The organism is Pseudomonas frederiksbergensis, from assembly GCF_001952935.1.
Classification (GTDB): domain Bacteria; phylum Pseudomonadota; class Gammaproteobacteria; order Pseudomonadales; family Pseudomonadaceae; genus Aquipseudomonas; species Aquipseudomonas frederiksbergensis.
Window position 1 is genome coordinate 4,215,166 of the sequence record NZ_CP018319.1, and the last position, 16,816, is coordinate 4,231,981.

General features: G+C 60.7%; 17 protein-coding genes and 1 riboswitch. Of the genes, 12 read left to right on the forward strand and 5 right to left on the reverse strand.

Features of this window, described 5'->3' with window-relative positions:
• Positions 1-59 precede the first annotated feature (59 nt).
• The 3 genes from PFAS1_RS19715 to purM are packed head-to-tail and all read right to left on the reverse strand — an operon-like array spanning position 60 to position 2,502.
• Positions 60-773, reverse strand: coding sequence for a DUF3108 domain-containing protein (locus tag PFAS1_RS19715; protein ID WP_076030215.1), 714 nt, complete (start codon positions 771-773; stop codon positions 60-62).
• 8 nt (positions 774-781) lie between these two features.
• The gene (gene purN, locus PFAS1_RS19720; RefSeq protein WP_074880550.1) at positions 782-1,432 is read right to left on the reverse strand and encodes a phosphoribosylglycinamide formyltransferase; all 651 of its coding nucleotides are present in this window, start codon (positions 1,430-1,432) and stop codon (positions 782-784) included.
• A gap of 11 nt (positions 1,433-1,443) precedes the next feature.
• Positions 1,444-2,502, reverse strand: coding sequence for a phosphoribosylformylglycinamidine cyclo-ligase (gene purM / locus PFAS1_RS19725; protein WP_076030216.1), 1,059 nt, complete (start codon positions 2,500-2,502; stop codon positions 1,444-1,446).
• Positions 2,503-2,884: 382 nt separating this feature from the next.
• Between purM and PFAS1_RS19730 the strand changes: the two genes are divergently transcribed.
• From PFAS1_RS19730 to PFAS1_RS19755, 6 genes are all read left to right on the forward strand, one after another.
• The gene (locus PFAS1_RS19730; RefSeq protein WP_076030217.1) at positions 2,885-3,943 is read left to right on the forward strand and encodes a DUF2066 domain-containing protein; all 1,059 of its coding nucleotides are present in this window, start codon (positions 2,885-2,887) and stop codon (positions 3,941-3,943) included.
• 37 nt (positions 3,944-3,980) lie between these two features.
• Complete coding sequence (locus PFAS1_RS19735) at positions 3,981-5,054, forward strand: AI-2E family transporter (RefSeq protein ID WP_076030218.1); 1,074 nt, start codon at positions 3,981-3,983, stop codon at positions 5,052-5,054.
• Positions 5,055-5,284: 230 nt separating this feature from the next.
• Entirely contained in the window at positions 5,285-5,989 is a 705-nt protein-coding gene (gene hda / locus PFAS1_RS19740; protein WP_008148645.1) for a DnaA regulatory inactivator Hda, read from the forward strand.
• Positions 5,990-6,203: 214 nt separating this feature from the next.
• Complete coding sequence (locus PFAS1_RS19745; RefSeq protein ID WP_076030219.1) at positions 6,204-6,851, forward strand: C40 family peptidase; 648 nt, start codon at positions 6,204-6,206, stop codon at positions 6,849-6,851.
• A 164-nt stretch (positions 6,852-7,015) separates the two neighbouring features.
• On the forward strand, positions 7,016-7,552 hold the full coding sequence (locus PFAS1_RS19750; RefSeq protein ID WP_076031556.1) for a C40 family peptidase: 537 nt from the start codon (positions 7,016-7,018) through the stop codon (positions 7,550-7,552).
• Positions 7,553-7,567: 15 nt separating this feature from the next.
• Positions 7,568-8,221, forward strand: a complete 654-nt coding sequence (locus PFAS1_RS19755; protein WP_076030220.1) for an O-methyltransferase — start codon at positions 7,568-7,570, stop codon at positions 8,219-8,221.
• Between the two features lie 118 nt (positions 8,222-8,339).
• Here the strand turns inward: PFAS1_RS19755 and PFAS1_RS19760 are convergent, their stop codons facing one another.
• Positions 8,340-9,647 (reverse strand): PQQ-dependent sugar dehydrogenase, encoded by a 1,308-nt coding sequence (locus tag PFAS1_RS19760; protein ID WP_074874697.1) that lies wholly within the window; start codon positions 9,645-9,647, stop codon positions 8,340-8,342.
• A 67-nt stretch (positions 9,648-9,714) separates the two neighbouring features.
• Positions 9,715-10,299: a hypothetical protein gene (locus tag PFAS1_RS19765; RefSeq protein ID WP_076030221.1), complete on the reverse strand. Its 585-nt coding sequence runs from the start codon at positions 10,297-10,299 to the stop codon at positions 9,715-9,717.
• A 154-nt stretch (positions 10,300-10,453) separates the two neighbouring features.
• Positions 10,454-10,684, forward strand: a riboswitch (cobalamin riboswitch).
• 81 nt (positions 10,685-10,765) lie between these two features.
• On the opposite strand from PFAS1_RS19765, the gene cobO reads away from it, so the two are divergent.
• The 6 genes from cobO to PFAS1_RS19795 are packed head-to-tail and all read left to right on the forward strand — an operon-like array spanning position 10,766 to position 16,773.
• Positions 10,766-11,377, forward strand: a complete 612-nt coding sequence (cobO, locus tag PFAS1_RS19770; RefSeq protein ID WP_074874701.1) for a cob(I)yrinic acid a,c-diamide adenosyltransferase — start codon at positions 10,766-10,768, stop codon at positions 11,375-11,377.
• 10 nt (positions 11,378-11,387) lie between these two features.
• The gene (locus tag PFAS1_RS19775) at positions 11,388-12,788 is read left to right on the forward strand and encodes a cobyrinate a,c-diamide synthase (protein WP_076030222.1); all 1,401 of its coding nucleotides are present in this window, start codon (positions 11,388-11,390) and stop codon (positions 12,786-12,788) included.
• Complete coding sequence (bluB, locus tag PFAS1_RS19780; protein WP_076030223.1) at positions 12,785-13,435, forward strand: 5,6-dimethylbenzimidazole synthase; 651 nt, start codon at positions 12,785-12,787, stop codon at positions 13,433-13,435. The genes PFAS1_RS19775 and bluB overlap by 4 nt, the downstream gene beginning before the upstream one ends.
• Positions 13,432-14,340 (forward strand): adenosylcobinamide-phosphate synthase CbiB, encoded by a 909-nt coding sequence (cbiB, locus tag PFAS1_RS19785; RefSeq protein WP_076030224.1) that lies wholly within the window; start codon positions 13,432-13,434, stop codon positions 14,338-14,340. The genes bluB and cbiB overlap by 4 nt, the downstream gene beginning before the upstream one ends.
• Positions 14,333-15,325 (forward strand): threonine-phosphate decarboxylase CobD, encoded by a 993-nt coding sequence (cobD, locus tag PFAS1_RS19790; RefSeq protein ID WP_076030225.1) that lies wholly within the window; start codon positions 14,333-14,335, stop codon positions 15,323-15,325. The genes cbiB and cobD overlap by 8 nt, the downstream gene beginning before the upstream one ends.
• Entirely contained in the window at positions 15,322-16,773 is a 1,452-nt protein-coding gene (locus PFAS1_RS19795; RefSeq protein ID WP_076030226.1) for a cobyric acid synthase, read from the forward strand. The genes cobD and PFAS1_RS19795 overlap by 4 nt, the downstream gene beginning before the upstream one ends.
• Positions 16,774-16,816: the final 43 nt, after the last annotated feature.

Sequence of the window (16,816 nt, forward strand, 5' to 3'; positions counted from 1 at the left end):
CAGCAGGCAAAAAAAATCCGGAACCCTTATCGGATTCCGGATTTTGGAGTCGAGCCGGATCAGCTGCCTTTGACAGCCTTGCCGTTGACCGTACCGTCGAGGAGCATGATGTTGTACTCCTTGCCGTCGGTTTCAACCTGTTGCAGACGAACCAGCAGGTAATCCCAATCCTTGGCGAACCACAGGACGGTGATGCGCTTGCTTTGTGTCGGGTCGCGCACGCGCTCGACCTTGATTGCTTCGATCTGGCCAGCCTTGGTGTCGACCTTTTCCGAACCCAGCACGCGGAAATCATAGGTATCGACTTCACCATCGTCGACGACCTGATAGCTCATGCTTTTCTTGCCAGCGGCCACGTCGTGCTGCAGGGCGAGCTGATAAGTGGACTTGTCGACCATACCGCGGTTGAGCGGGATCTTGACCGGGTCACCGCGATCAGTGCCGGTGACCATTTTGTTGGTCCAGTCGAAATCCAGGTCAGCCTTCTTGGCTTTACCCAGGCCGCCACGTTCGAAGTGGTAGGACTGCGGCAGCAAGGTGTCCTTGTCCAGCGTCAGGGTGCTTTCTTCGGTCAGGCTGGCGATCATCATCGAGGCCTTGAAGCTGAGCTTCCAGGCGCCGTTGGCTTGTTTGGTCAGGCTGCGTTCAGCGGTGCCGCTCATGGGCAACTGCTTCCAGTCAGCGGTGTAGCTGGCGGAGAAAGGTTGAAGTTCTGCAGCCTGCGCAAAGGGCAGTGCGAACAGAGCGCAAGCGAAGAGCAGGGCGCGACGCATAAAATCTCCTAGGTTCGAATCAAGTGACCGCTGGCCGCGAGCAACTTTCCATCCAGTAAAGCACCTTGCTCGCCGAGTGATAAACGACCTTCGGCAAACCAGCGTACAGCCAACGGGTAGATCAGGTGTTCCTGGGTATGGACTCGCTGCGCCAGACTCTGCGGCGAATCGTGCAACTCTACCGGTATTACTGCCTGTACGACCAGTGGTCCGCCATCGAGTTCCTCGGTGACGAAGTGCACGGAGCAGCCGTGCTCGGTGTCGCCGGCTTCCAGCGCGCGCTGATGAGTGTGTAACCCTTTGTATTTGGGCAGCAGCGAGGGATGGATGTTGAGCAGGCGACCCGCGTAGTGGCGCACGAAGTCAGCGCTGAGAATGCGCATGAACCCGGCCAGTACCACGAGTTTGGGATTGAACGCATCGATCAGTTCGATCAGCGCGGCATCGAAGGCCTCGCGGCCTTCGAAAGCCTTGTGATCCAGGGTGCGGGTGTCGATACCCGCGTCCCTGGCGCGTTGCAGGCCGTAGGCGTCGGCGCGGTTGGAAATCACCGCAGCGATGCGGGCCGGGCTGTCGCCGGTCCGCGTGCTGTCGATCAAGGCCTGCAAGTTACTGCCGGTGCCGGACAACAGCACCACCACATCACAGGTCTGGGACATCCGCTCTTGCATCAGTGTGCCTTGAGGTTCTTCAGTTCAACCGAAGCCGCGCCTTCGGCAGCGGTGGAGATCTGACCGATGACCCAAGGCTGCTCGCCGGCTTCACGCAATACGTTCAGCGCGGTTTCAACATGCTCTTGAGCAACGCAGATGACCATGCCAACGCCGCAGTTCAGCACGCGGTGCATTTCGTTTTCGTCGACGTTGCCTTTCTCTTGCAGCCAGTCGAACACCGCAGGACGGGTCCAGCTCGCGACGTCAACCACCGCTTGTGCGCCTTTTGGCAGAACGCGCGGGATGTTGTCCAGCAGGCCACCACCAGTGATGTGGGCCATGGCTTTGACCGCGCCGGTTTCCTTGATCAGCTTCAGCAGCGGCTTCACGTAGATGCGGGTCGGGGCCATCAGCAGGTCGGTCAGCGGTTTGCCGTCGAGCTGGATGTTTTCGATGTCGGCACCGGACACTTCGATGATCTTGCGGATCAGCGAGTAGCCGTTGGAGTGCGGGCCGGAAGACGGCAGGGCGAGCAGGGCATCGCCGGCAGCGACTTTGGAACCGTCGATGATTTCGGATTTTTCCACGACGCCGACGCAGAAGCCGGCCAGGTCGTAGTCTTCACCTTCGTACATGCCTGGCATTTCAGCGGTTTCGCCGCCAACCAGGGAGCAGCCGGACAATTCACAGCCAGCGCCAATGCCGGTCACGACCTGGGTCGCGGTTTCGACGTTGAGTTTGCCGGTGGCATAGTAGTCGAGGAAGAACAGCGGCTCGGCGCCGCAGACCACCAGGTCGTTCACGCACATGGCAACCAGGTCGATGCCGATGCTGTCGTGCTTGTTCAGGTTCAGTGCCAGACGCAGCTTGGTGCCGACGCCGTCAGTACCGGAAACCAGCACTGGCTGTTTGTAGCCGGCCGGGATTTCGCAGAGGGCGCCGAAACCGCCCAGGCCGCCCATGACTTCCGGGCGCGCAGTGCGCTTGGCGACGCTCTTGATGCGTTCGACCAATGCTTCACCGGCGTCGATGTCTACACCGGCGTCCTTGTAGCTCAGGGAGGGTTGCTTGCTCATGATCCAGGCCTTTAGGGGGGATTCAGGGGTAACGACCGAGTCCAGTGGGACCACCGAAACTGAAGAAGGCGATTGCCATCCGCGAATTTCAGGGTGCCCGGCTGTTGCCGGTCTGCGAAGGCGCGCGATTTTATCAGGCTTGAGGGGCAGCGGCCATCCTCAGGCCGACAGCAGGGGCATATCCGCTTAAAAAAACCTTCATTGCCCGTGTTGGTCGCCTCCTTCATGGCTGTATAAGGTATCGCTATTAACCGTCTATCGTTAGGACAGTGCAAAAACTTACCAGGGTCAGGTGAATGTTTTGCTGGGGGGCGTGGTCACAGCCTTGCTCAATCCGGTTCACGCGGCCTGTTCCAGCCGCTCTTGTCGTCAGGAATCCGCCATGCGTTTTTTTTCTAGATTTTTGTTTGCGGGCTGTATGTCATTGGTCAGCCTGGCGAGTCATGCCGAAACCGTAAAAAATCTGTATCAGGTGCGTCAGCCTGTCAGTGGTCAAACCCCGGAAGTGCGCGATCAAGCGACCCAGCAAGCGCTGGAGACGCTGGTGTTGCGGCTGACCGGCGATCCCAAGGCTGCGCAAAGTCCGGGGTTGGCGGCACTGCGCAAGGATCCGCAGCAAATTATCAGTCAGTACGGCTTTGACGCCGGCCCGCCGGAAGTGCTGAAGGTCGATTTCGACCCGGCCTCCACCGAGCAGGCATTGCGCCGTGCCGGGCTGTCGTTGTGGGGGGCGAACCGGCCTTCGATCCTCGGCTGGTGGTTGAACGATTCCACCGAGGGTTCGAGCCTGGTCGGCGATGGCCAGGCCAGTGCTGCGCCGTTGCGTCGAGCCGCGCAACACCGTGGCTTGCCGCTGCGTTTGCCGCTGGCCGATCTGAGCGAGCAGATCGTCGCCACCGCACCGAATCTGGAAGGTACGGACGCGACGCCACTGCGCGGGGCATCGGAGCGTTACAACGCGGATGCCTTGCTCGCGGTGCATGCGCGTGAAGAGGGCGGGCAGTGGCAGGCCAAGTGGAATTTGTGGCTCGGCGATAAAAAGGAGGCGGGCAGCGTGCAGGGCGCGGATCAGGCCGCGGTGGCCGATGCGGTGATGCTGGCGGTCAGTCAGCGGCTGGCACCGCGGTTTGTCGTCAAACCGGGGGCTTCGGGCGAACAATTGCTCGAAGTGCAGGGCATGAATCTGGAACATTACGCGGCGCTTGGGCGCTTGCTGGAACCGTTTGGTGCGCGCCTGCAAAGTGTCGACGGCGACCGGATTCTTTATCGGGTCAACGGCAGTGCCGAACAGTTGAAGGCGCAATTGTCGCTGGCCAGGTTGCAGGAAGTTCCAGCGGGTGAGGCACCAGCCCCCGCCACCCCCGTTCAACCGGCCGTCGGTTCGACACCGGCCGTAGCGCCAACGCCGGCACCGACGCCGCAGCTGCGTTTCCGTTGGTAAGTTTTCTTTCTTTATATAGATGCATATGGAGTGGTACATGGCCGATACGCGGCGTTGGTTCTGGTTGGGTGGGGTGGTTCTGCTCTGCGTGTTTGTCTGGTTGTTGCATCCGATCCTGACCCCGTTCCTGATCGCATTGCTGCTGGCCTATCTGTTCGACCCGCTGGTGGATCGGCTGGAGAAGGCCGGCCTGTCCCGGACCTGGGGCGTGGTGGCGGTGTTTACGCTGTTTACCTTGATCTTCACGGCATTGCTGTTGGTGTTGATACCCATGCTCGCCAAGCAGTTGTTTCGCTTGTATGAGCTGACGCCGCAGATGCTCGATTGGTTGCAGCACACTGCATTGCCATGGGCGCAATCGAAATTCGGACTGTCGGATAATTTCTGGAAGTTCGACAAGCTCAAGGCTGCGATCAGTGAGCACATGGGCCAGACCACTGACATCGTCGGAGTGGTGCTGAGTCAGGCAACGGCCTCCGGCCTTGCATTGATTGGCTTGCTGGCGAATCTGGTGCTGATCCCGGTAGTAGTCTTCTATCTGCTGCGGGACTGGGACCTGATGATGGCCAAGATCCGCAGCCTGCTGCCCCGTGACCGCGAAGAGCGGGTTATGACCCTGGCAGGTGAATGCCATGAAGTGCTCGGTGCGTTCGTGCGCGGGCAGTTGCTGGTGATGGTGGCGTTGGGCGTGATCTACGCGGCCGGCCTGATGTTGATCGGGCTGGAGCTGGGGCTGTTGATCGGGTTGATTGCCGGTCTGGCGGCGATCGTGCCGTACATGGGGTTCGTCATCGGGATCGGCGCGGCCTTGATTGCCGGTCTGTTCCAGTTCGGCGGCGATCTGTATCCCCTGTTCGGTATCGTCGCGGTGTTTATGGTGGGGCAGGCGCTGGAAGGCATGGTGCTCACGCCATTGTTGGTGGGGGACAAGATCGGTCTGCACCCGGTGGCGGTGATCTTCGCGATTCTGGCTGGGGGCGAGCTGTTCGGATTTACCGGCGTGCTGCTGGCGCTGCCGGTGGCGGCTGTGATCATGGTGCTGGTGCGCCATATGCATGATTTGTATAAAGATTCTGATATGTACAGCGGTGTTGATGAGTCCGGGATTTAAGAGCGGCTGATCAACCATCGCGGCCAGCCTGGTGCATTGCCGGGCTGGCCCGAATCCCTCGCGCGGCTGTCACCTGCGCCGCCAAAGAAACTGTCATAAAACCAGGGTGTTAACGCAAACCTTTGATTTTGCTTGTGGTCTGTCGCATTGTGCGACCCGCCTCACGGGTATAAACTTCGCAAACTTTACACAGAGGCCACTAACGGTTCCTTTGGAACTGTTCAGTCAGCATGAAACCGATTCAGCTGCCCCTAGGTGTGCGTCTGCGTGATGACGCTACCTTTATCAATTACTATCCAGGCGCCAATGCCGCTGCACTCGGCTATGTCGAGCGGCTATGCGAAGCCGACGCCGGCTGGACCGAAAGCCTGATTTATCTCTGGGGCAAGGACGGGGTAGGGCGTACGCACTTGTTGCAGGCGGCCTGCCTGCGCTTCGAGCAACTGGGAGAGCCGGCGGTGTATTTGCCGTTGGCCGAACTGCTCGATCGCGGTATCGCGATCCTTGACAACCTCGAACAGTACGAACTGGTCTGCCTGGATGATTTGCAGGCGGTGGCTGGTCGGGCGGATTGGGAAGAGGCGTTGTTTCATCTGTTCAATCGTCTGCGTGACAGCGGTCGGCGCCTGCTGATCGCCGCATCGACCTCCCCGCGTGAACTGCCAGTGAAGCTGGCGGACCTCAAATCCCGTCTGACCCTGGCGCTGATCTTTCAGATGCGTCCGCTCTCCGATGAAGACAAATTGCGTGCCTTGCAACTGCGCGCCTCGCGTCGTGGCCTGCACCTGACCGATGAAGTCGGGCATTTCATCTTGACCCGCGGTACGCGCAGCATGAGTGCGCTTTTCGAGCTGCTTGAACGTCTCGATCAGGCTTCCCTCCAGGCTCAACGCAAGCTGACCATCCCGTTCCTGAAAGAAACGCTAGGCTGGTGAAAACCAAGGCCTGTAGCGGGTTTCGGCAAATTTCAGGCGTCAAGAAATCCGCTTTCCTACAGGGTTGCAGGCTGCGCGAACGTCTAAAACGGGCTTAAGCGCTTAGATGTAAACGCGAAACCAAGAAGTCACATAAAGGTCGATTGAATTTGCAAATGAGTTTGATAGTAGGCATAGTCTCGGCTTCTTAGAACTATCAGCCACGGTCGTGCCCATGCTAAATCGCTTTGCACCCCTCGTGCCTCTCGCACTCGTCACCCTGTTGTTCGGTTGCGCTGCTCACTCTCCAGTGTCCCAGCAAGAGCAACAACAGCAGGTCAAAAACTCTGCTACCGCCCAATCTTCCGTTCTTTATCAACAAGCGCTTGAGCAGGAAGAAGCGGCCAGCGAAAAAGAACTGGCAGACTTCGCCGGCGGCAAGTCGTATCAGCTTCCGGTTCTGGCCGACAGCATCCTTGAACGCGGCATGTCCCTGATCGGTACCCGTTACCGTTTCGGCGGCACCTCCGAAGCAGGATTTGATTGCAGCGGCTTCATCGGTTACCTGTTTCGTGAAGAAGCCGGCCTGAACCTGCCACGTTCCACCCGCGAAATGATCAACGTCGACGCTCCGCTGGTTTCTCGCAGCAAACTGGAGCCGGGCGACTTGCTGTTTTTCGCCACCAATGGCCGTCGCGGCCGCGTCAGTCACGCCGGGATCTACCTGGGTGACAACCAGTTCATCCATTCCAGCAGCCGTCGTAGTGGTGGTGTGCGGATCGATAGCCTGGGCGACAGCTACTGGAGCAAGACTTTCATCGAAGCCAAACGCGCGCTCGCGATGGCACCGGCGACGGCCCCGATCGTCACGGCGCGCAAGTAAGCGGACAGTTTGTAAGGTGAACTTAAAGTCTTACTTGAAGTTTGCCCCGTAGCAGCTAGAATCCTGATCTATTATTGATGGCAAACCGCCTGCGTCCTGTGCAGGCGGTTTTCTTTTCTGCGCCCCTGCAGAAAAAGCCGCAGCCAGATCAGGATGTTCTGCCTATGTCGACGTCGGCCCGCCTCGCAATCATGTTCTTCGCAGCGCTGCTCAGTGCCTGCGCCAGCCGTACACCGCCACCTGCACCGGTGGTTCGCGCGCCGATTGTTTTCAGTTCCTCCCAAGCATTCTCCCCAGAGGCAGAAGACGTCTTGTTCCGCGCGCTCGGCCTGGTAGGCACGCCGTATCGCTGGGGTGGCAACACGCCGGATTCGGGTTTCGATTGCAGCGGGCTGATCGGTTATGTCTACCGTGATGTCACCGGCATTTCCCTGCCGCGGACCACGCGCGAGATGATCGGCATGCAGGCGGCCAGCGTGGGCAAGGAAGGCCTGCAAACCGGTGATCTGATCTTCTTCGCCACCAATGGCGGTTCTCAGGTCAGCCACGCCGGGATCTACGTCGGCGAAGGTCGCTTCGTCCATGCGCCAGCCACCGGCGGCACGGTGAAGCTCGACAGCTTGTCCAAAGCTTACTGGCAGAAAGCCTATCTGAGCGCCAAGCGCGTCTTGCAACCTGAGCACTTGGCACGCAATCCCTAAAGGGCAGAGGTTGTCATGACCGCTCGCACACTCAATCTCGACGATTCCCTGTATCAATACCTGCTCGACGTTTCCCTGCGCGAAACGCCGTTGCTCAAGCGTTTGCGTGACGAAACCCAGGCGCTGCCCATGGCTCGCTGGCAGGTGGCGCCGGAGCAGGGGCAATTCCTCGCGCTATTGGTGAAACTCATCGGTGCCAGGCGCCTGCTGGAAATCGGTACTTTCACCGGTTACAGCGCGTTGTGCATGGCGGCTGCGCTGCCGGATGACGGTTCGCTGATCTGCTGTGACATTCCCGGTGACTACAACGCCACCGCGCGCCGTTACTGGCAGGAAGCGGGACTTGCCGCGCGGATCGATCTGCGTTTGGCGCCCGCGCTGGAAACCCTGGCTCAGCTGGATCAGCCAGAGTCATTCGACCTGATCTTTATCGATGCCGACAAAGCCAACTACCCCCTTTACCTGGAGCATGCATTGCGTCTGCTGCGCGTCGGCGGGCTGGCGGTGTTTGATAACACGCTGTGGAGTGGTCGGGTGCTTGAGGACAATCCCGAGAGTGAAGACACCCGAGCCATCCAGGCGCTCAATTGCGCCTTGAAGGATGACTCGCGTGTGGATTTGTCGCTGTTGCCGTTGGGGGATGGGCTCACACTCTGCCGCAAGCGCTGAACGCGGTTCTTGTGGAAGCGGGCTTGCTCGCGAATAGCGGTGGGTCAGGCAAGTTCAATGTCGGGTGTACCGGCCTCATCGCGAGCAGGCTCGCTCCCACAGTTGATGTGTATTGCAGTTATTGAGCCGCCGACACGCGCCACACCTTGTTGCCCACGTCATCCGCCACCAACAAATCCCCCTGCTGATCAATCACTACACCCACCGGCCGGCCCATGGCTTTTTCCTCGTTATTGAGGAAGCCAGTGAGCACATCAATCGGCGGCCCGCTCGGTTTCCCTGCGCTGAACGGTACGAAAATCACTTTGTAGCCACTGTGCGGTTTACGGTTCCATGACCCATGCTGGCCGATGAATGCTCCTTCCTTGAATTGCGCCGGCAGTCTGTTGCCTTCAGCGAACGTCAGGCCCAACGAGGCGGTATGCGGGCCGACCGCGTAGTCCGGCGCAATGGCCTTGGCCACCAGGTCGGGGTTTTGCGGCTTGACGCGAACATCGACATGCTGACCGTAATAACTGTAAGGCCAGCCGTAAAACCCGCCGTCCTTCACTGAAGTGATGTAATCCGGCACCAAATCGCTGCCGATTTCGTCGCGCTCATTGACCGCTGTCCACAATGCGCCGCTGCGAGGTTCCCAGGCCAGGCCGTTTGGATTACGAATCCCCGAGGCGAAGATCCGATGATTACCGGTGGCGCGATCCACTTCCCAGATTGCCGCGCGACCTTCCTCCTGATCCATGCCGTTTTCACCGACGTTGCTGTTCGAGCCCACGGTGACGTACAGCTTGCTGCCGTCCTTGCTGGCGATAACGTTTTTGGTCCAGTGGTGATTCAGCGTCCCGCCCGGCAGGTCGATCACCTTCATCGGCTGTGACTTGATCGCCGTCTCGCCGTTTTCATAGTGGAAGCGCAGCAAGCGGTCCGTGTCGGCGACGTACAGGTCATTGCCGACCAGGGTCATGCCGAAGGGCGAGTTGAGGTTTTCCAGGAACACCGTACGGGTTTCGGCGATGCCGTCGTGGTCCTTGTCCCGCAGCAGCGTGATGCGGTTCGGGCTCGGTACGCCGGCGCCGGCACGGCCCATGACTTTGCCCATGATCCAGCCACGAATGCCGGCATCGGGTTTGGCGGGTGCGTTGGTTTCGGCGACCAGCACGTCGCCGTTGGGCAGCACGTAGAGCCAGCGCGGGTGATCGAGGCCTTCGGCAAAAGCCACCACCTGAGTTCCTGTCGCGGCGATAGGTTTTGCGCCGTCCGGCCAGCCGATCGCCGGGGCGATGTTCACCGTCGGGATCAGGGTCTTGTTCGGTTCTGGCAGCTTGGGCGATGGGCCGGTGCCGTCGGAGACTTGCAGCCTGGCGGTTTCACCACAGGCGGCAAGCCCTCCGGCGAGCACGATGACGAGAGCGAGCTGAGGCTTGCGCATGCTGATCTTCCCTATGAATGCAGTGAGCTAATCAATAGAGAAGTGCAGTGCGCGATGGTTCAACCGGTCAGCCGCGGGCTTCCTTGAACAGCACGGCGATGCCGGGGTGATAGTTGCCGGTTTCGTTGCGCAACTTGCGATAGGCATAGGGGAAGTACCAGGCCACTGCGCAGGTGTGTTCCTTTTGCAGGTCGTCGACCATGTCCTGGAGTTCTTCCGGGGTGGCGCTTTGTTGGGCTTTTTGCGGCGCAACGAACAGGCAGCCGAGTTTCAGGTCGCTGGCGTAACTGATGCGTTTGGCTTCGCTGGTGATGTCCTGCAACGCTTGAGTCAGGTTCAGGTTGTTGACCCGTGGCCAGCGCTGGGTCGCCTGAAGGTAAGTGCGTTCTTCGCTGCCCGAGATAAACAGATCGGCGCGGCTATTGCGTTCGCCTTCTTCGATCTGTTTACGAGTTGGTGTTTGCTGCAGCGTAACCATTTCCGCCATCCAGGCCGCGGCGGACAGCAAGCTCAGATTGGCTTTTTCGTCGAACCAGTAAGGCGTGTCGTTATCGCCGCGCACGGCGTTGTAGCGGTCGATACAGTCAAACCAGCGTTCCAGCACCGGTCGCAGGAATTCCAGCTTCGGATTGCTGATGATCATGCCTTGCATGTGGCTCACCCTTGTTATTGTGTTGTGAGATTGTGGCTCTTTGATATCACTGCTGGGAGTGTGGCACAAGATTGGCGTCAGATAATTGATCGACAGCAGTTATTCGCTCCCAGGCTGCCCGTCTTCAATTGACGCTCCATCCCCAACCCTCTAACCTTCGCGGCTTGTTTCAGGTGCTCTGTGACCTTGGTCGACAGAGTGAAACAGGGAAGCCGGTGAGTGACGCTCTTCAAGCGACGAAGAGCCATGATCCCGGCGCTGCCCCCGCAACGGTAAATGAGTAAAAACTGCGCCTTGAGCCACTGTGTCGTCGACATGGGAAGGCGCGCAGTCAGGCAAATCGCCGCTCATGAGCCCGGAGACCGGCCTGATCCATCCAGCGGCATCACGGTGGGCGATGCCAGGCTTGTTGCCGTCTATTCTTGTGCCTGCCCGCCGTTATCCAGCCTCAACGGAGAGCTCCCCCATGACTGATACCCCCGATCGTGACGAACGTCATCTGGCGCGCATGCTGCGCAAAAAAGCCGTGATCGACGAACGCATCGCCAATTCCCCGAATGAATGCGGCCTGCTGCTGGTGCTGACCGGCAACGGCAAAGGCAAAAGCAGTTCGGCCTTCGGCATGCTCGCCCGGTCCATGGGCCACGGCATGCAGTGTGGCGTGGTGCAGTTCATCAAGGGGCGCAACAGCACCGGCGAGGAGCTGTTCTTCCGGCGCTTCCCGGAGCAGGTGCGTTTTCATGTGATGGGTGAGGGCTTCACCTGGGAAACCCAGGATCGCCAGCGTGACATCGCCGCCGCTGAAGCTGCGTGGGCAGTGTCGCGCGAATTGCTGCGTGATCCGTCGATCGGCCTGGTGGTGCTGGACGAATTGAACATCGCGCTCAAGCACGGTTATCTGGATCTCGATCAGGTGCTCAGCGACTTGCAGGCCCGTCCGCCGATGCAGCATGTGGTGGTGACCGGTCGCGGCGCCAAGCCGGAGATGATCGAACTGGCCGACACCGTCACCGAAATGGGCGTGATCAAGCACGCGTTCCAGGCCGGGATCAAGGCGCAAAAAGGCGTCGAGTTGTGAGCTGCACTTTATGAATAGCCATCGTCAATGCCCGGCGGTATTGATTGCCGCGCCGGCCTCCGGTCAGGGCAAGACCACCGTCACCGCCGCGCTGGCCCGTTTGCATCGCAATCAGGGGCGCAAGGTGCGCGTGTTCAAATGCGGCCCGGACTTTCTCGACCCGATGATTCTCGAGCGCGCCAGCGGTGCGCCGGTGTATCAACTGGACATGTGGATGGTCGGCGAGCAGGAAAGTCGTCGACTGTTGTGGGAAGCGGCCGGCGAAGCCGATCTGATCCTCATCGAAGGCGTCATGGGGCTGTTCGACGGTACGCCGTCCAGCGCTGATCTGGCGCGACACTTCGGTGTGCCAGTGCTCGGCGTGATCGACGGCACTGCCATGGCCCAGACGTTTGGCGCCCTGGCGTTGGGGCTGGCGAAGTATCAACCGGACTTGCCGTTTGCCGGTGTGCTGGCCAATCGCGTCGGCACCGTGCGCCATGCGCAGTTGCTCGAAGGCAGCCTGACTGAAGGCTTGCGCTGGTATGGCGCGCTGTCCCGGGAAACCGGTATCGAATTGCCGAGTCGGCACCTCGGGCTGGTTCAGGCCAGTGAGTTGAACGATCTCGACCTGCGCCTCGATGCAGCCGCCGAGTCATTGGCCAGCAGTTGCGATGTCGCTCTTCCACCGGCTGTAGAATTCGCCGCGCCGGAAATCATCGCAGCAGAACCCTTGCTGGCCGGTGTGCGAATTGCCGTAGCCCGGGACGAAGCTTTCGCGTTTACCTACGGCGCGAGCCTGGATCTGCTGCGGGCCATGGGCGCCGAATTGTCGTTTTTCTCGCCGATCCGTGACACGCAATTGCCGGAGGCAGACAGTCTTTATCTGCCGGGCGGTTATCCCGAATTGCACCATGTGGCGCTGTCACAGAACACCTCGATGCTGGCCGCAATCCGCGCTCACCATGCGGCGGGTAAACCGTTGTTGGCCGAGTGCGGCGGCATGCTGTATCTGCTTGATTCGTTGACCGATGTCGAGGGCACTCGCGCTGAACTGGTCGGCTTGCTGACGGGGGATGCGGTGATGCAAAAGCGTCTGGCCGCGTTGGCGTTGCAGGCAGTCGAATTGCCGGAAGGTTTGTTGCGCGGGCACACGTATCACCACTCGTTGACCAGCACTGCACTTGAGCCGATTGCTCGTGGGCTGAGCCCGAATGGTGGGCGAGGGGCGGAGGCGGTTTATCGTGAGGGGCGGATGACGGCTTCTTATGTGCACTTTTATTTTCCGTCCAATCCTTCGGCGATTGCCGCGCTGTTTGTGCCTGACCATAAGGACGCCATCGCGAGCAGGCTCACTCCCACAGGGGACCGCGTTTCTTCAGATAGCACACCTTCCACTGTGGGAGCGGGCTTGCTCGCGAAGAGGCCATGACCGACAACGCATTTTCCGAAGCCGAACGCGCGGCGGTCTACCGAGCCATCGGCGAACGCCGCGACATGCGTCATTTCAGCGGCGGCACCGTCGAGCCCGAGTTACTGCAGCGCCTGCTCGAAGCCGCACACCAGGCGCCGAGCGTCGGCCTGATGCAGCCCTGGCGGTTCATCCGCATCAGCGATCGAGCCCTGCGCGGCAAGATCCAGTCACTGGTGGAAGAAGAACGCATCCGCACCGCCGAAGCCCTCGGCGAGCGCACCGACGAATTCATGAAGCTGAAAGTCGAAGGCATCAACGACTGCGCCGAGGTGCTGGTCGCCGCGCTGATGGACGATCGCGAGCGTCACATCTTCGGCCGGCGCACGATGCCGGAAATGGACATGGCGTCGCTCTCCTGCGCGATCCAGAACCTGTGGCTGGCCTCCCGCGCTGAAGGATTGGGCATGGGCTGGGTCTCGCTGTTCGAGCCGCAAGCCCTGGCGAACCTGTTGGGTTTTCCCGCGGGTGCCAAACCCTTGGCCGTTCTTTGCCTGGGGCCGGTCACGGAGTTCTATCCGGCGCCGATGCTGGTACTCGAAGGCTGGGCGCAGGCGCGTCCGCTCAGTGAACTGCTGTATGAAAATTATTGGGGAGTGAGTCAATGAGTGTGGCGTTGTTGAGTGTCGCCGCGGTTGCGCTGGATGCGCTGCTGGGTGAACCCAAACGCTGGCATCCGCTGGTGGCGTTCGGCCGTTTTGCCGACCGTATCGAGCAACGTTTCAATGGTGAAGGTCGCGGCTGGCGCAACCATGGCGTCACTGCCTGGGTGATCGCGGTGTTGCCGCTGACCCTGCTGGCCACTGCATTTTCCTGGGCACCCTACATCGGCTGGATCGTCGAGATTCTCCTGCTCTATTGCGCCCTCGGCATGCGCAGCCTCGGTGAACACGTCGAGCCGGTGGCCAAGGCGCTGCGCAGTGATGATCTGGACGAGGCGCGCACACGGGTCAGTTATCTGGTCAGCCGCCAGACCAGCGAACTGGACAAGACCGAAGTCGCCCGCGCCGCCACCGAATCGGTGCTGGAGAACGGCAGCGATGCGGTATTCGCTGCGCTGTTCTGGTTTGCCGTGGCCGGCGCGCCAGGCGTGGTGCTCTACCGTTTGAGCAACACGCTGGATGCGATGTGGGGTTACCGCAATGAACGCTTCGAGCGTTTTGGCTGGGCCGCGGCAAAGATCGACGATGTCCTCAACTATATTCCTGCACGCCTGGTGGCCCTGACCTACGCGCTGCTGGGCAAAACCCGCCTGGCGCTGAAATGCTGGCGCACCCAGGGCCGAACCTGGGACAGCCCGAATGCGGGTCCGGTGATGGCGGCCGGTGCCGGTGCGCTCGGCGTCGAGTTGGGCGGGGCGGCGATTTATCACGGCGAACTGCATCAGCGTCCGCCATTGGGCGAAGGCGAACCGGCAGACGCCGACTCCATCGACCGCGGCTGGCAATTGGTCCAGCGCGGGGTATGGTTATGGTTGCTGATCCTCTGCGTGGGGGCTGAATTTTATGCTTGAACACGGTGGTCGGTTACGCAAGGCGGCGCTCGAGTACGGCATCGCCGAAGCCGATTGGCTCGACCTGTCCAGCGGCCTTGCGCCCTGGCCGTTTCCGGTCCCGCCGATCCCGTTGCGGGCCTGGGCGCGGTTGCCGGAAACCGATGACGGTCTGGAGCAGGCGGCCTGTGAATATTACGGCGCTGCCCAGGTGCTGCCGGTGGCCGGCTCGCAAATGGCGATCCAGTTGCTGCCGCGTTTGCGCCGGGCCGGCAAGGTCGGCGTGCTCTCGCCGTGTTACGCCGAACATGCCGAAGCGTGGCGCCGCAATGGCTACATCGTGCGTGAAGTGCTGGAGCAGGAAGTCGACTTCTTTCTCGACAGCCTTGATGTGCTGGTGGTGGTCAATCCGAACAATCCTACCGGCCTGAGCCTGACACCCAGTCGCTTGCTCGACTGGCACTCGCGGCTGGCCCAGCGCGGTGGCTGGCTGGTGGTGGACGAGGCATTCATGGACAACACGCCGCAGCTGAGCCTGGCACCTTTTGCCAATCAGGTCGGGTTGATCGTGCTGCGTTCCTTCGGCAAGTTTTTCGGCCTGGCCGGTGTGCGCCTGGGTTTCGTTCTGGCTGAGCGCAAGGTGCTCAAGTTGCTGGCCGAGCAAGTGGGGCCTTGGGCGGTCAGCGGGCCAACGCGGGTACTGGGTCAGGCCTGCCTGCTGGATACCGAAGGGCATATCCGGCAACGGGTTCGCACAGAAGAGGCCAGCAAGCGTCTGGCGCTGTTGCTTGAACACCAAGGCTTCGAACCACAGGGCGGCTGCGCCTTGTTCCAATGGCTGATCACCGAACGCGCCGAAGAGCTGCATGCCTTCATGGCCCGGCGCGGCATTCTGCTGCGAATGTTCACGCACAACAGCAGCCTGCGTTTCGGCTTGCCCGCCGATGAAGCCGACTGGACACGTCTCGCGCAAGCGTTCGAAGCCTACGCTGAGGAAACCCAATGACTACCTTGATGGTTCAAGGCACCACTTCCGACGCCGGTAAAAGCACGCTGGTAACGGCGTTGTGCCGCTGGGTCACGCGTCAGGGTGTCAGCGTCGTACCGTTCAAGCCACAGAATATGGCGCTCAACAGTGCCGTGACCGCCGACGGTGGCGAAATCGGTCGTGCGCAAGCCGTGCAGGCCCAGGCCGCCAATCTTGAGCCGCACACCGACATGAACCCGGTGCTGCTCAAGCCCAACAGCGACACCGGCGCCCAAGTGATCATCCATGGCCGCGCGGTCACGACGATGAACGCTGTCGCGTATCACGACTACAAAGCCATCGCCATGCAAGCAGTGCTTGCCTCTCATGAACGACTGAGCGCGGCGTATCCAGTGGTCATGGTCGAAGGCGCGGGCTCGCCAGCCGAGATCAATCTGCGTGCTGGCGACATCGCCAACATGGGCTTTGCCGAAGCGGTGGATTGTCCGGTGGTGTTGATCGCTGACATCAATCGCGGCGGGGTTTTTGCGCATCTGGTGGGTACGCTGGAACTGCTGTCGCCCAGCGAGCAAGCGCGGATCAAAGGCTTCATCATCAATCGGTTTCGCGGCGATATCGCTTTGCTGCAACCGGGGCTGGACTGGCTGGAAGCGCGCACCGGCAAACCGGTGATCGGCGTTCTGCCTTACGTGATGGACTTGCACCTGGAAGCCGAGGACGGCATTGATCAGCGTCAGACCGACAAGGCCGACCACGTCCTGAAAGTAGTGGTGCCGGTGCTGCCGCGCATTAGCAACCACACCGATTTCGATCCGTTGCGCCTGCATCCGCAGGTGGATCTGCAATTTGTCGGCCCCGGTCAGGCGATTCCACCGGCCGACCTGATAATTCTTCCCGGCTCGAAAAGCGTGCGCAATGACCTCGCGTATCTGCGGGCCAACGGCTGGGACACTGCGATCAGTCGTCATCTGCGTTATGGCGGCAAAGTGCTGGGGATTTGCGGCGGTCTGCAAATGCTCGGCGAGCAGGTCCACGACCCGCTGGGCCTCGAAGGCGCCCCGGGTTCCAGCGCCGGTCTGGGCTTGTTGGCATTCGAAACCCGGCTCGAAGAAGAGAAGCAATTGCGCAATGTGCGCGGGCGTCTGGCGCTGGAAGATGCGCCGGTCAGCGGCTATGAAATTCATGCCGGGGTCACCACCGGACCGGCGCTGGAAAACGCCGCGGTGCTGCTGGACGACGGTCGCTGCGACGGTGCGCAAAGTGTGGACGGGCAGATTTTCGGTACCTATTTGCATGGCCTGTTTGAATCGCCTGCGGCGTGCAGTGCGCTGTTGCGCTGGGCCGGTTTGCAGGCGGTGCAGGACGTGGATTATCACGCCTTGCGTGAGCGCGATATCGAGCGGCTGGCGGATCTGGTGGAGAAGCATCTGGATACCCGACTGTTGCGTGAGCTCTGTGGGATTTGAGGGGATTTGATGGCCTCTTCGCGAGCAGGCTCGCTCCCACAGG

Bases quoted from the DNA above. Each gene is read 5' to 3' on its own strand.
- PFAS1_RS19715 (WP_076030215.1), bottom strand. From the start codon at position 773: ATGCGTCGCGCCCTGCTCTTCGCTTGCGCTCTGTTCGCACTGCCCTTT.
- purN (WP_074880550.1), bottom strand. From the start codon at position 1,432: ATGTCCCAGACCTGTGATGTGGTGGTGCTGTTGTCCGGCACCGGCAGT.
- purM (WP_076030216.1), bottom strand. From the start codon at position 2,502: ATGAGCAAGCAACCCTCCCTGAGCTACAAGGACGCCGGTGTAGACATC.
- PFAS1_RS19730 (WP_076030217.1), top strand. From the start codon at position 2,885: ATGCGTTTTTTTTCTAGATTTTTGTTTGCGGGCTGTATGTCATTGGTC.
- PFAS1_RS19735 (WP_076030218.1), top strand. From the start codon at position 3,981: ATGGCCGATACGCGGCGTTGGTTCTGGTTGGGTGGGGTGGTTCTGCTC.
- hda (WP_008148645.1), top strand. From the start codon at position 5,285: ATGAAACCGATTCAGCTGCCCCTAGGTGTGCGTCTGCGTGATGACGCT.
- PFAS1_RS19745 (WP_076030219.1), top strand. From the start codon at position 6,204: ATGCTAAATCGCTTTGCACCCCTCGTGCCTCTCGCACTCGTCACCCTG.
- PFAS1_RS19750 (WP_076031556.1), top strand. From the start codon at position 7,016: ATGTCGACGTCGGCCCGCCTCGCAATCATGTTCTTCGCAGCGCTGCTC.
- PFAS1_RS19755 (WP_076030220.1), top strand. From the start codon at position 7,568: ATGACCGCTCGCACACTCAATCTCGACGATTCCCTGTATCAATACCTG.
- PFAS1_RS19760 (WP_074874697.1), bottom strand. From the start codon at position 9,647: ATGCGCAAGCCTCAGCTCGCTCTCGTCATCGTGCTCGCCGGAGGGCTT.
- PFAS1_RS19765 (WP_076030221.1), bottom strand. From the start codon at position 10,299: ATGCAAGGCATGATCATCAGCAATCCGAAGCTGGAATTCCTGCGACCG.
- cobO (WP_074874701.1), top strand. From the start codon at position 10,766: ATGACTGATACCCCCGATCGTGACGAACGTCATCTGGCGCGCATGCTG.
- PFAS1_RS19775 (WP_076030222.1), top strand. From the start codon at position 11,388: ATGAATAGCCATCGTCAATGCCCGGCGGTATTGATTGCCGCGCCGGCC.
- bluB (WP_076030223.1), top strand. From the start codon at position 12,785: ATGACCGACAACGCATTTTCCGAAGCCGAACGCGCGGCGGTCTACCGA.
- cbiB (WP_076030224.1), top strand. From the start codon at position 13,432: ATGAGTGTGGCGTTGTTGAGTGTCGCCGCGGTTGCGCTGGATGCGCTG.
- cobD (WP_076030225.1), top strand. From the start codon at position 14,333: ATGCTTGAACACGGTGGTCGGTTACGCAAGGCGGCGCTCGAGTACGGC.
- PFAS1_RS19795 (WP_076030226.1), top strand. From the start codon at position 15,322: ATGACTACCTTGATGGTTCAAGGCACCACTTCCGACGCCGGTAAAAGC.